At 33.4% G+C, this 12,937-nt stretch carries 13 protein-coding genes; 12 read left to right on the forward strand and 1 reads right to left on the reverse strand.

Features of this window, described 5'->3' with window-relative positions; genetic code table 11:
* The first annotated feature begins 123 nt into the window (after positions 1 to 123).
* The 3 genes from WAE64_RS17670 (at position 124) to WAE64_RS17680 (ending at position 2,346) form a co-directional block, all read left to right on the forward strand.
* On the forward strand, positions 124 to 462 hold the full coding sequence (locus WAE64_RS17670) for a cupin domain-containing protein (protein WP_340238855.1): 339 nt from the start codon (positions 124 to 126) through the stop codon (positions 460 to 462).
* A gap of 746 nt (positions 463 to 1,208) precedes the next feature.
* Entirely contained in the window at positions 1,209 to 1,769 is a 561-nt protein-coding gene (locus tag WAE64_RS17675; protein ID WP_340238857.1) for a helix-turn-helix domain-containing protein, read from the forward strand.
* 379 nt (positions 1,770 to 2,148) lie between these two features.
* The gene (locus tag WAE64_RS17680; protein WP_340238859.1) at positions 2,149 to 2,346 is read left to right on the forward strand and encodes a general stress protein CsbD; all 198 of its coding nucleotides are present in this window, start codon (positions 2,149 to 2,151) and stop codon (positions 2,344 to 2,346) included.
* Between the two features lie 403 nt (positions 2,347 to 2,749).
* Here WAE64_RS17680 and WAE64_RS17685 read toward each other — a convergent pair whose 3' ends face one another.
* Positions 2,750 to 3,859, reverse strand: a complete 1,110-nt coding sequence (locus WAE64_RS17685; RefSeq protein ID WP_340238860.1) for a fatty acid desaturase family protein — start codon at positions 3,857 to 3,859, stop codon at positions 2,750 to 2,752.
* Positions 3,860 to 4,330: 471 nt separating this feature from the next.
* On the opposite strand from WAE64_RS17685, the gene WAE64_RS17690 reads away from it, so the two are divergent.
* The 9 genes from WAE64_RS17690 to WAE64_RS17730 all read left to right on the forward strand — a co-directional run bounded on the left by WAE64_RS17690 (position 4,331) and on the right by WAE64_RS17730 (position 12,840).
* Positions 4,331 to 4,768 carry a hypothetical protein gene (locus tag WAE64_RS17690; RefSeq protein ID WP_340238861.1) on the forward strand — a complete coding sequence of 146 codons (438 nt, stop codon included), beginning with the start codon at positions 4,331 to 4,333 and terminating at the stop codon, positions 4,766 to 4,768.
* Between the two features lie 101 nt (positions 4,769 to 4,869).
* Positions 4,870 to 5,025 carry a lmo0937 family membrane protein gene (locus WAE64_RS17695; RefSeq protein WP_340238863.1) on the forward strand — a complete coding sequence of 52 codons (156 nt, stop codon included), beginning with the start codon at positions 4,870 to 4,872 and terminating at the stop codon, positions 5,023 to 5,025.
* Between the two features lie 23 nt (positions 5,026 to 5,048).
* Entirely contained in the window at positions 5,049 to 5,318 is a 270-nt protein-coding gene (locus WAE64_RS17700; RefSeq protein WP_340238864.1) for a YtxH domain-containing protein, read from the forward strand.
* A gap of 196 nt (positions 5,319 to 5,514) precedes the next feature.
* Positions 5,515 to 5,955 (forward strand): sll1863 family stress response protein, encoded by a 441-nt coding sequence (locus tag WAE64_RS17705; RefSeq protein ID WP_340238866.1) that lies wholly within the window; start codon positions 5,515 to 5,517, stop codon positions 5,953 to 5,955.
* Between the two features lie 85 nt (positions 5,956 to 6,040).
* Positions 6,041 to 6,682 carry a porin family protein gene (locus WAE64_RS17710; RefSeq protein WP_340238868.1) on the forward strand — a complete coding sequence of 214 codons (642 nt, stop codon included), beginning with the start codon at positions 6,041 to 6,043 and terminating at the stop codon, positions 6,680 to 6,682.
* 1,264 nt (positions 6,683 to 7,946) lie between these two features.
* The gene (locus WAE64_RS17715) at positions 7,947 to 9,503 is read left to right on the forward strand and encodes a Fic family protein (protein ID WP_340238870.1); all 1,557 of its coding nucleotides are present in this window, start codon (positions 7,947 to 7,949) and stop codon (positions 9,501 to 9,503) included.
* A gap of 80 nt (positions 9,504 to 9,583) precedes the next feature.
* Positions 9,584 to 10,501, forward strand: coding sequence for a bestrophin family protein (locus tag WAE64_RS17720; RefSeq protein ID WP_340238872.1), 918 nt, complete (start codon positions 9,584 to 9,586; stop codon positions 10,499 to 10,501).
* A 553-nt stretch (positions 10,502 to 11,054) separates the two neighbouring features.
* Positions 11,055 to 11,432: a transposase gene (locus WAE64_RS17725; protein WP_340238873.1), complete on the forward strand. Its 378-nt coding sequence runs from the start codon at positions 11,055 to 11,057 to the stop codon at positions 11,430 to 11,432.
* 244 nt (positions 11,433 to 11,676) lie between these two features.
* The gene (locus WAE64_RS17730; protein ID WP_340238875.1) at positions 11,677 to 12,840 is read left to right on the forward strand and encodes a carboxypeptidase-like regulatory domain-containing protein; all 1,164 of its coding nucleotides are present in this window, start codon (positions 11,677 to 11,679) and stop codon (positions 12,838 to 12,840) included.
* The last annotated feature ends 97 nt before the right edge of the window (positions 12,841 to 12,937 follow it).

Genomic DNA, 12,937 nt, shown 5'->3' on the forward strand with positions numbered 1-12,937 from the left:
ATTAAATGATGCCATTTATAACAGACTTGCCATGTTAAATTATTAGCTTTTTTAGGAAGATACGACTTTATTGAGTTATATAATAAGTTATTTGTTTAAAATTATAAATCTTCACAATGATTCATGGAAACTCCGGAAATTGAAAAATCAAAAGTCCACATCACTGTGGAAATCATCGAATATGTGCCCAATTCTGTAGTTATTAAAACCATTCTAAAGAAATCAACGGGAAATATCAGCGTAATGTCGTTCGATGCAGGCGAAGGATTAACAGAAAAAACAACCCCCTTCGATACCTATGCTCAAATCATTGAGGGTACGGCTAAGATAGTAATTGACGGCGAATCTCATGAGCTAATGACAGGGCAATCGATTATTATACCAGCTCATGCTCCTAATTGTATCAAACCGAATGGCAGATTCAAAATGATACTGACAGTTATTAAAAGCGGTTATGATTAATAATAGCCAAACAAAAAAAATAATAACTAAAATCTTTCTGATTACAGAACAGATTCGGAATGAATTTCCGGCACTTTATGCGCATTTAAGCGAAACACCGTTATATCTCACTTATGAAGATAGAGGCATAAGTACAATAAATTTTGAACATTACCTGGAATCTATTCAGCAACAATTGAAAACATGTATAGCTTCAATTGAATAGCCAAAAATGCAACTCAAGCTATCAGTATTATCTGAATAATATTCTGTGGTATGTGCCTGAAGGTAATTTTAGTATCAAATCTACCATAATTATAAGTATGATAGAGTTATTGAGTGTAAAATTTTGAAAATCTTGTAGCCCAGATTTTGGTGTTAAAGGTTAATCAGAGACAAAATGCCATCTTAATTTAGGTGGTATTTTTTATTATTATCTCAGCTTTTACAATGAATTAATGTGTGGATTATATAAATTTTAATCATAATTATGCAACACTTTATATTTACGAATTATGAACTTTGTAATACACTCAAACGTGTTAAGATAAAAGAGAATATGGTTTTGATAAAACGATAATAAGTAATTTCTTTTGTAGGTTATTTGAAATGTTTATTTCAGATACAGTGGTTAGGTTTCATGTCAAATGCCATCTTAATTTTAGGTGGTTTTTTTGTTTATTGAAAAATTTGATTAATCACTAATTTTTCAACCATTCATCTCGTTTATCTAATGATATACCTTGTCAAAACTTTATCTCCATTTTATGAAACTTTACGTCAAATTTATGGTAAGTATCCGTTGTAAAATGTTGGTAAAGGCTGAACTGGAAAGACTTGGGCTTAATTACAGAACAATAGATTTAGGCGAGGTTGAAATAGAAGAGAGTCTTACTGAAGAGCAGAATAAACAATTAAAAGCTAATTTATTAAAATCAGGACTTGAACTGATGGACGACAAAAAAGCTATCCTGATACAAAAAATAAAAAATGTTATTATTGAAATGGTTCATTATGAAGACGAATTGCTTAAAGTAAAGAATTCGGAATATATCAGCGAAAAACTCAAGTATGATTATACTTATTTAGCCAATCTTTTCTCTGAGGCTACAGGTATCACAATTGAACATTTTATTATTATTCACAAAATTGAACGGGTAAAGGAGTTATTAATCTACAATGAATTAAATCTTACCGAAATTTCTTATAGGCTCAATTATAGTAGTGTTGCTCATCTTTCTAATCAATTTAAAAAGATAACCGGTCTAACGCCTTCTTTTTTTAAATCACTTAAGCAAAAAAAACGAACGCCAATCGAACATATATGAATCATGTAATAATAAGCTATAATTATGTAATAGTTTAGATAAAGGAAATATGAACTTTGTAAATGGTAGCAGCCAGTTGCAAGATTAAAATATTAGACTAGCAGATATTTTTAATTAACATGTATAGCCGCTATTGTAAACTCTATATCAATTTCACAGAAAACTTTTTTATCATTTTTTCTCCATATTTAGCTTAGATTCAAAAGCCGCCTTAATTTAGGTGGCTTTTTTGTTTATTAAATTATTCATGAAGGCGTATTAAAATTTCCTTTAATGTGTGAATTATATAACCATTCTAAATAATTGTATAACAAGTACTGCAATAAAATAGCTCACCTTTATAGTGCAAAAATTCTTTTGCAAACAAACGGTATTTAAAATGAACAGAGAAAAATTAAAGGAAGAGTGGAATAAACAGAAAACAAAACTTTTGAAAAAATTCTCGGTGCTTACGGAAGAGGATTTATCTTTCAGAGAGGGTCGGAAAGAAGAAATGTTAGAAAGGCTTCAGTTGATATTAGGAAAAAACAAAGAAGAATTGATCATGGTTTTTGATGAGATTAAGCAGAAAACCTAATGTAATAAGTATACGAAAGTATAGCTATTAGGATTTTGATTAATAAAGATTCTATTAACAACTTGATAAATAAACAATAAAATGAATAATCAGAAAAAAAATCAAAACAATAAAAAATCGGTTTCTTCATCCAAGATAAAAATATTGTCGGCATATAAAATGGAAGAGGGACGTAAATTAATACCTATAGTAGCGGTTCCAAAATTCAAAAATCAGAAAGTGTTATTATAGCAGTAGCTATGATAACAAAAATCGTAATAGCCAGGATAAAATCTGACAGAAGCCAAAATTAACTGTCAGATTTTATCCTGGCTATTACGATTAAATAGAAACAACTGAAGGTATTTCAAAGACAAAGACTACATCTTTATTGTGTATGGGAAAAAACCGAAAATTAATTCTTTTAAACAATTGCTTCATCATAATGCGGTATGCCAAAACGTTTAAGGCTGGCCAAATGTGACTTAATAGCAATAAGGAAAGTTCTGTTTTCCAGATAAGTTAGCCCGAATTCATTAGCAGTCTGTTTGACAATAGGGGCAAGTTTCGGATAATGCACATGGCAAATTCTGGGAAACAGATGATGTTCAATCTGAAAGTTTAACCCTCCTATATACCAACTGAGCCATTTATTCTGAGGAGAAAAATTAGATGTAGTCTCTAATTGATGTATGGCCCAGTCTTGTTCAATAATACCGTCTTCATTTGGTAACGGATAGTGAGTTCCCTCTACTGAATGTGCCAATTGAAAAATGACAGTCAAAACCAGTCCGGCAGTAAAGTGCATTAGAAGAAAACCCACCAATACCTGCCAAAAAGGAATATGAAAAATAAGTGTAGGAGCTACAAGAAAAATGGCAAAGTAGGTAATTTTCAATATAATTAGTCCGGCAAGCATTTGTCTGTTTTCTGTACTGCTCTGTCGATTCACCCCTGACTTAATAAAATTAGCATATTGAATAAAATCTTTTAGAATGACCCAGTATAATGTAAGTATACTGTAAAAAAAGAAAGCATATAACCACTGGAAGCGGTGTATACGCCTAACAGTTTCATGAGGCGAAAGTTTGACTACACCACGGTCTTTAATATCTTCGTCTACATTAGCTACGTTGGTATAAGTATGATGAAGGATATTGTGTTGCCACTTCCAGTTCATTACACCAACCCCTGCCAGATTAATGGTGAATCCAACCCATTTATTGATCGTGGGGTTTTGTGAAAAAGCACCATGATTTGCATCGTGCATTATACTCATGCCGATACCTGAAATTCCTGCGCCCATTAGGAGCCATAGAAATAGACTAAGAGCCAATGGTGGTGTAAAACTTATTAGAATGATATAAGGGACTATATATGCCACAAGCAGAATAATGGTTTTTATCACCATCGTTTTATTGGCATATCTTGATTTTTGATTATCGGCGAAATACTGATCGACTCTCTTCTTGAGTGTAGGGAAAAAGAGATTTTTATTCGGCGCAGCGAATTTAATTTTTTCTTGGTTTTTCATGGCACTATATTTAATTCTATTTTTTCAAAAGACCGGATGAGAAAACAGAAGTAATTATAGTTATATCAGCAAGTCATTTTAATATAAACGCTGAAAGTCAATATTTGTTTGACTTTAATTATTATATTATAGCTTGATTATTCATGTAACTTTGAAAACTTCCAGAGATACTGATTAAATACTAACAAAATTCACCGATTTTGAGACTTCATTTGGTAGTGTGTGAATCATATAACTAATAGCAAGAATTATGTAATACTTCAGGGAATTTTAATAGCCACCTTTGTAAGAGTATATTAGTAGGCCAGAATATGAAAACTTTACTCATCAACACAATTTGATGCTCCTATTTTTCTCTGCGTATTTGCTATTATTTTAATCATTTATGTTTTTACAATCTAATCAGAAAAATATCTTATTTGTAGTTTTTTTGATTATATAAAAAGGGCTTAGTGGTAAAAACTTAAAAATATGACTAAAAAGAACACACAATTTAAATCTTCACTTTTGAAGATATTCATCCTTACAATGGTGATTTCAATCTGCTCTTGTACCAAAAAGATATCCTTTCTTAATTCATCGCTTGTTCCAGCTGCCCGTGGCTATGTTGAGATAAACTCCGATAAAAACAAGAATAATGTCATAGAAATACACCTGACTGATTTAGCGGAAGTTCAGCGCTTAGAACCGCCCAGGCGAACCTACGTCGTATGGATAGTAACTAATCAGAATATGATAAAAAATCTGGGGCAAATAAAAAGTTCGAGCGGCATGATGTCAAAGCAGTTAAAAGCTTCTTTTCGAACCGTTACCTCTTTTAAACCCACTAGGGTTTTCATTACTGCAGAGGATGACGCCAATACGCAGTATGCGGGCAAACAAATAGTGTTATCTACCAAAAACTTTTAGTCTGAAGTTCTGCATTGAGTTAAAAGGAATAAGGTTTCCTGATTACAGTAGTATTTTTGCTCGCTTTTATCACCACAGCACAAACTCAAAACACAATCTGTATGAGTAAGTTACTGTATTTACTCGCTGTGATTTTAATCATCTCATGGGCTGTCGGGCTCTTTGCACTTGGTGCCGATTACATTATTCATGCACTCCTTATTATGGCTGTAATTATTATTCTAAAAATCAATAAAGGAAATAAGGTTATCAAATAACATCATTTAAAAATCAAACAAGTATGAAATCAAGTAAATTATTAGCTGATATATTGGCAGGTTTTGCCGCAGGAACATTTATAGGTATTTTGTTTGCTCCGGGGAAAGGCTCACTCATAAGAAAACAAATTATGAATAAAGGTGAAGATTATGCCGACAGCCTTAAAGACAAAATGGACTCATTAAATAAAAAATATCAAAACCGTCTACAAAAAACAAAAAGCGAACACGAAGATGGCCAATCAAAGCCTGAGGATATAAAAATCGAAAAATCCGAAGTGTCCGGATCATAAACTTTAAGAAGTTGTTTAGGATTTTAATTTCAGTTTAAAAATAGTGGTGTTTTGAGCGAAACAAATCAAATGATAAGACCATAGCAGAGCTATGATTGAAATTATTTGATGCGGGCGCAGCCAAAACAACTCATTTTTAAACGAAAGAAATAATCCTAAACAACTTCTAAATATAAAAAATAAAAAATATAGCAAAATGAAAAATAGAATCATAAGAATTTCAATCATTGCATTTATTGCAAGTACATTATTTACAAGTTGTATATCTAACAAAAAGAAGCTTGACAATGCCGAAACCAAGGTAGCGATGGCACAAAAAGATTTAGACAGAGCTAATGAAGAATACAGGGCTGATATGGCAAGCTATAGAATAGAAACTTCAGAGAAAATTGCCGCCAATGAGAAAAGCATTCTTGAGTTCAACGCCAAAATTGCTGACAAAAATGAAGAAACGGAAATGAGGTACGAACAACAAATTGCCGAATTAAAATTAAAAAACAGAGAAATGAAAAAGAAAATGGAAGATTATAAAGACGATGGTAGACAGGGTTGGGAGAAATTCAAAATTGAATTTGGCCATGATATGGATGAACTCGGAAGAGCATTTAAAGTCATAACGGTAAAAAACACAAATTAGGAAGTAATGGATAGGCACAAATATTATACAATGCATCTGTCCAAAAAGTAGAAATACTTAATTCACAAAACTTTACAATAGAATCATGAAAACGATATTTTTAATCACAACAGCAATTACCATTCTGGCCATTAATACTTATGGCCAGGATAATAGCTCAAATGCCCGTACAAAAATTCAACTTGGACTAAAAGCGGGTGCAAATTACTCAAACATATATGATTCAAAAGGCGAACAATTTGATGCTGAAGGCAAATTTGGTGCCGCAGCAGGTTTATTTCTGGCTATTCCTATCGGCAGGTTTTTTGGGGTTCAGCCTGAAATAATGTATTCACAGAAAGGATATAAGCAAACAGGTTCTTTTTTAGGCAGTAATTATGATCTTACCCGTACTACTCACTATTTTGATATTCCGCTATTGGTTTCAATCAAGCCTGTCAGTTTTTTGACTCTCCAACTTGGCCCGCAATTTTCTTATCTTATGAAACAGAAGAATGCTTTTAATAGCGCTTTAGGCGGTGTTACAAACGAAAACGAATTTGATAATGATAATATCCGCAAAAACACTTTAGGTGCTGTTGTGGGAATTGATTTCAACTTTAACAGAATTGTCGTTGGAACAAGAGCCAGTTGGGACCTTCAAAATAATAAAGGCGATGGTACATCGACCAATCCACGCTACAAAAATGCCCTGGTACAGGCAACGATAGGATTCAGACTTTTTTAAAGCCTGAAAAATGGAGTGAGAAATACAACAAGGACATAGAAATTAAGTAAAAAATTAACTTATTTCTTACTCGCTCATACCAAATAATTGTAATATTTAAGAAACGGTAGTAGAGTAATTAAAGAAAGTCAACAGTATATTAGAATGATTAGTTTTATATGTTAGTATTTATATCGAATAAGGTTTTAATGAGTATTTGCTAAATAGGGAACTCATAAACTCTTATTCGGTATAAACTCTATTATGGTAATAGCACTTTTTGAGAAGAGTTTTTAGACAAGACTTTATTAGAGTTTAACTCGAAGATACCAATAGGATTTAAGGCAGAGAAACGGAATTTTGATTGGCATACATAACGACTTTCTCTTCATTTATTACCCATCTTGATCAAAAGGAAACCCCTTTTAGCATACTACAAAATTAAGGTATATAATTTTTTTGTCTCAAATATGTCAAAAAGAAACATACTATACGATCTGAGAGGTTTTCCAAAACTAAATGCAATTTCTTATTAGTCACAACCTCAGGCTAAATATATCAGAGAAATGTTTTATTTATTAAACAGCTAATTAGAAAAGGTATAATTATCATTAACTGGTTCTTTCTAAAATTAATCATTGAAATTCAAAAATATTATATAAAAAAGTCAATAATGGTATTAAAGGTTCGATTGCAAGCCCATTCAGTGCAACTGATTATCAGCGCTTTTGTTTTATAGTGAGGTAAATAATCGGACACGCGAAGCGCGATTCGGCACTAATCTTAGAACTATCTTTCGTTGGTGTCATAAGAGATTTTATTCGTAATTCATTTTTCTTCGATGGCAAACAATTTTTAATCCTCGGCTTCAAGTTCCTTTTGTTTCTCAAATAATAGTTGTTTATCAGAAGCTGTTCTTGTTTCAAAAATGCGCAGTGCATTTTTTTGAATAACTCTTATCATGTTATCTGGTAAACTCATAAGGCCAAAAACTTGTCTATTACACTCACTCTTACTTTTGAGTTAAGTAAACGTTTGCTAATATATTCCGGAGTAGATTGAATTTCTTTTTTACAGGAAAAAATGCTACATTGATAAGTACAGCAGTAAAAAAAGTCTTAGTATATTTATTTTGCGAAGTATAATAAGATTATCACGACAATATTTAATAACTTTACCACATCGTCGTTTAATAAGATGAGCACGTAAGTATTTAATAAGTTCTCCTCGGAAAATTGAAGTAGCGTGCAGTTAAATAGAGGAGACCAGTCAAAGATGATAGATTATGGCCACACCAAAGGAAAAATTTATTGAGGCCCTGAAATTCCTGAAAACCCTGCAGGACAAAGGTATTACTGGAGTTTATACGGATGAAATTCCCAATAGGGCATATAGGGGAATTCTCATGAAGAACGGTTTTCTGAAAGAGGTGACCAAAGGTTGGTATATTCCTTCAGATCCGGCAGAAATAGAGGGGGAGAGTACTTCATGGTATACGGCTTTTTGGGAATTTTGTGTAAAATTCCTTACCTATAAGTTTGGAGAGGAATGGTGTCTGACGGCTGATCAGTCGCTAATGATTCATGCCGGAAACCGGGCTGTACCGCAGCAACTCGTAATCCGCTCGCCTAAAGGTAATAACCTGCCCACACCATTACCTCATAAGACCTCACTTTTTAATTTACGAACCAGCTTGCCATCGGCTGAATATCTTCTAATGGTTGATGGTATCAGGATGTACAATCTTCCCTCCGCATTAATTTATAGTTCACCGGGAATTTATACAAGAAATGCAATAGATACCCGGACAGCCCTTTCTCTGATACGCGATGCTTCAGAAGTATTACCCATTTTATTAGAGAATGGACACAGCACGATTGCAGGCAGGTTAGCCGGGGCTTTCAGAAATATAGGTCGTGAGAAAATAGCAGATCAAATCATTGATACCATCAAACAAGCAGGATATGATATACGGGAGGAGGATCCTTTTTTAGAAAAATTAACACTCAAACTTTCAGCACGAGAACGATCTCCCTACATCAACCGGATACGGCTGATGTGGATTCAAATGCGTGATACAATTATCGGAGATTTTCCCCAATCACCTGGAATACCGGATAATCATGAGACTTATATGAAAGACATAGATGATATGTATGTAACAGATGCCTATCATTCTCTTTCCATTGAGCGGTATAAGGTAACGCCTGAATTGATAGCCAAGGTGAGTAGCGGAGAATGGAATAGCGAAGAAAATGAAGATGACCGAAAGCAAAGAGATGCTATGGCTGCCAGAGGATATTATCAGGCATTTCAAAGTGTAAAAGAAACGATTAGAGACATACTAAAAGGCAATAATGCCGGGAGCCAGGTTGATAAAGATCACTCAAAATGGTACAGGGAGCTATTTGACCCTAGTGTAACTGTCGGCATATTGAAAGCATCAGATTTGGCGGGTTATCGGAGTCATCAGGTATATATAGGCAATTCAAAGCATGTCCCATTAAGTGTAGATGCAATGCGCGACACGATGCCAATACTATTTGAGCTGCTTGAACAAGAGCCAGAGCCCTCTGTGAGGGCAGTGTTGGGACATTTTATTTTTGTTTTTATTCATCCATATATGGACGGTAATGGTAGAATGGGAAGATTCCTGATGAATACAATGCTCGCCTCAGGTGGTTATCCATGGACTGTCATACCCGTAGAAAAAAGAAATGAATATATGCAGGCTTTGGAAAGGGCGAGTACTGAGCAAGACATATCAGCCTTTTCTTCAATGATTGCTAATCTGGTTAAGGAAAGAATGCAGGGAAAAATCGTTAGCATACCACAGAACTAAGATAGATATCAGAAGGTATTTAAGTTAGTTTTTATTCTTTTGAAAAAACAGAGAAATTTCAAAAGCTATTCATAGGACACATGATTATTCGTAAGAAAGAGCACTGGTTTAAAATGCTTTTTGTCTGGCATGGTTCGGTATTACCCCAATTATTGCCTCGTTTAAGCTTGCTATTTATTTTATCCATGATGATTGTCTATCTGCATGGAACCATTTTTTCATTCAAAGTACCTCTTAATCCAACTCCACTTGCTTTATTTGGCTTTGTATTAGCATTGTTTCTTGGCTTTCGCAATAATGCAAGCTATGAGCGTTTTTGGGAAGGACGAAAGTTATGGGGCGCTTTGTTGAATCACACCAGGTCATTACTCCGACAAGCTCTTACTTTAGCTGATTTAAGCACTGACGATCCTCGTATAGTGGATTTGATCCATTTACTTAGCTCTTTTGCTTATGCATTAAAGCATCAGTTGAGAGGCACAGATCCCCAGCAAGATATGGCAAAACGGCTGAACGAAAATCAGATGAACATAGTTGTAGAAGCGCAATATAAACCCGTTATACTGATGAGACTTATCGCTGAATGGGTGCAAAAAATGCGACATGAAAATAGAATCGACACTATTCAGCAAGGATACTTTGAAGAAAATCTTAATAAATTGGCTGAAGTAGTGGGGGGATGCGAAAGAATTGTATCTACGCCTATTCCCTATAGTTATCGGGTTTTGCTGCATCGCACGATTTACATTTACTGTTTTTTGTTATCCTTTGGATTTGTAGACAGCCTTTCATGGATTACTCCCTTAATAGTCGTATTTATTGCTTATACTTTTGTTGCTTTTGAGGCGATTGCGGATGAGATTGAGGAACCATTTGGAGTAGAAGCCAATGACCTCGCCTTAAATAGTATGTGTCAAATGATTGAATCGGCATTATTTGATATGGCTGGTACTCGTAGAATTAACTGGCAAGAACCAAATCAGCAAATTATTTATTAACTCGTATTAAAAGACTACAATAAATGGTAATTGCTTGTAGTTTTATTGGGTTGAATCATTACAGCGACTTAAGAAAGAGTTTTGAAGGATTAACTGTAAATAGGAGCGTTTCAACAAAATCCTTTCCTGAATTTATTGTTTAATAATTTTAAAACTTAATTCAAGCGGTTGTTAAATATTCAAAGTTTAAATTTGAATCAAGGGTTGAAATTATCATAAACAAACAAGGAGTATTTTGTTAAATTGCAAAATGCGACCTTTACAATTAATACAAACATACAGCCTTGTTTGTGAGTGCTATGATACGCACATGAGTTTACATTTCCAAAGACAGAGCAATAATAATTGTCCTGAATTTACAGACCAAGAGGCAATAACGATTTACCTATGTGGTATTTTCGAAGGCCATTATAGCCATCGCTCAACTTATGATTATATGGTCAATCATTGGTCCTGATGGTTTCCAAAATTGCCGTCATATCAAGCTTATAATGCACGAATTAATGCAATATACTGGCATTTTGAGGTAATTATTTCCCATTTGATGAATCAAATGAATTTTAATGATTGCTATGATAATGTATCTTTGGTGGATTCATTGCCTATCATGCTTTGCAAACACCCTTATACAGCTAAAGTAGCATCTAAGATAGCAGATAAGGGCTATTGCGATGCAAAAAAACAATTTTATCATGGAGTAAAGCTCCATTTGATAGGTAAGGACAGATTTGAAAAAATACCTAAACCTAACTTTTTTGATTTTACGCCTGCCAGTGTGAATGATTTAACAGCTATAAAACCCATGATTTACCAATTAAAAAATCAAATTGTGGTCGGTGATAAAGCATATAGTTCAGAAAAATTCAACCAACAACTTTCTAAAAATAACACGGTCGTTTTAACGCCTATAAAATTGAAAAAAAGACAATAATATCTACAAAGATTAGAGAACTGTTGGAATGGGCAAGAGTGGCAAGATCGTGGCAGGTATGATATTTATGGTGTTTGGCATGAAAACTGGGTTCAGGTGCCTTGTGGTACTCCAATGCCTGAGCAAACAACCTAAAATTTAGCCTATCTTTTAAGAACTCCGATAGTATTTCCTACATTATTATCGGGGTTTTAAATTCCTAATTGAAATATTGTATTACTTATTTTCTAACAAATATACGATTGTGACACAAAGAAAGGTCTATCTCCCTATTATATTGGGATTAATTCTATTCCCATTTATTGATAGCTTCAGCCAACAGCTAATAAGAGGTGTAATTACCGATAGTCTTTCTAAACAACCTATTTCAGGTGTGGGGGTTATGGAAGTAAATTCTAAGAATGGCACGATTACCAATGAAAATGGCGAATTTCAAATAAGTGTTGAAAAACTGCCCGTAATATTGAATTTTAGCCATGTAAGCTACCAACAAAAACAAAAAAAAGTAATTACTACTGATTTTCAGGAGATACAATTACCTATTGCGATTATTAAATTAGCTGAAGTTAAGACAGGCAATCCTGCTATATCTATTATAAATAACACTATAAGAAAAGCCTTAAATGATACTTCTAAAAGGCACTATTTCAAAGCTTTCTATCAAAAAGTTTCTTCTTTTAATGGGAAATATACCAAACTTCAAGAGATGTTTTTAAACGCTTCATGGGGGCAATTCGGAGTAGACAAATGGCAACCTACTAATGTGAGGTATGCTCAAATGGAAGTTCAGAAATATACTGTTCCTAATATCTCTGTGTTAAGCTTTTTACATTCCAGTATTATATTCAAAAAGCCTTTTTTTCCACTTAATATAGTAGACATTACCGAAACCTATTCATTTAAGCTGAAGCACTATATCAATCCTGGTAGTGAAAAAGAAATTGCAGTAATATCTTGTAAACCTAAAGCAAAAGAATATGTATACCCTCAATTTGAAGGAGAAATATTCATCTGGACCTCAAAGGATAATTTATGTCGCATACTAGGTGACTATAATTATCCCAAATCAAGAAATGTATCACGAACCATTTCATTAGATATTAATTATAAAGAAGACAGCAAAGGGTTTTCATTGTTTGATAATCTTTATCTCTCAGAAAAGGTCGGGAAAAAGTTTTCAAGCGAACAAAATACTGAAAAAGTCTGGTTCTTTTTTTACGAAGAAATTGAAGGGTTAAGTAAAGAAACTATATACCCTGCCTTTGTAGAAAATGATATGAAAATAATAAAGGAGGCACCTTATAATGCTTCATTCTGGGAGAAAAATATTCCTATAAAACATACAAAGCTTGAAGAGGATATTATTAAATATTTTGAGAAAAAACAACAATTTACCAGTAACTTTTAATTGAATGAAATATATGAATTATTTCAATAGATTAGAGACTGTAAATTAAACTGTGTCAAGGTAAAATTTAGCTAAAATGTTAATTTTACTTTAAACA

This window comes from Emticicia soli, from assembly GCF_037860775.1.
GTDB lineage: Bacteria > Bacteroidota > Bacteroidia > Cytophagales > Spirosomataceae > Emticicia > Emticicia soli.

What these genes read in the sequence shown, in the direction of transcription:
- WAE64_RS17670 (WP_340238855.1), top strand. Translation starts at nt 124, where the DNA reads ATGGAAACTCCGGAAATTGAAAAATCAAAAGTCCACATCACTGTGGAA.
- WAE64_RS17675 (WP_340238857.1), top strand. Translation starts at nt 1,209, where the DNA reads ATGAAACTTTACGTCAAATTTATGGTAAGTATCCGTTGTAAAATGTTG.
- WAE64_RS17680 (WP_340238859.1), top strand. Translation starts at nt 2,149, where the DNA reads ATGAACAGAGAAAAATTAAAGGAAGAGTGGAATAAACAGAAAACAAAA.
- WAE64_RS17685 (WP_340238860.1), bottom strand. Translation starts at nt 3,859, where the DNA reads ATGAAAAACCAAGAAAAAATTAAATTCGCTGCGCCGAATAAAAATCTC.
- WAE64_RS17690 (WP_340238861.1), top strand. Translation starts at nt 4,331, where the DNA reads ATGACTAAAAAGAACACACAATTTAAATCTTCACTTTTGAAGATATTC.
- WAE64_RS17695 (WP_340238863.1), top strand. Translation starts at nt 4,870, where the DNA reads ATGAGTAAGTTACTGTATTTACTCGCTGTGATTTTAATCATCTCATGG.
- WAE64_RS17700 (WP_340238864.1), top strand. Translation starts at nt 5,049, where the DNA reads ATGAAATCAAGTAAATTATTAGCTGATATATTGGCAGGTTTTGCCGCA.
- WAE64_RS17705 (WP_340238866.1), top strand. Translation starts at nt 5,515, where the DNA reads ATGAAAAATAGAATCATAAGAATTTCAATCATTGCATTTATTGCAAGT.
- WAE64_RS17710 (WP_340238868.1), top strand. Translation starts at nt 6,041, where the DNA reads ATGAAAACGATATTTTTAATCACAACAGCAATTACCATTCTGGCCATT.
- WAE64_RS17715 (WP_340238870.1), top strand. Translation starts at nt 7,947, where the DNA reads ATGGCCACACCAAAGGAAAAATTTATTGAGGCCCTGAAATTCCTGAAA.
- WAE64_RS17720 (WP_340238872.1), top strand. Translation starts at nt 9,584, where the DNA reads ATGATTATTCGTAAGAAAGAGCACTGGTTTAAAATGCTTTTTGTCTGG.
- WAE64_RS17725 (WP_340238873.1), top strand. Translation starts at nt 11,055, where the DNA reads ATGAATTTTAATGATTGCTATGATAATGTATCTTTGGTGGATTCATTG.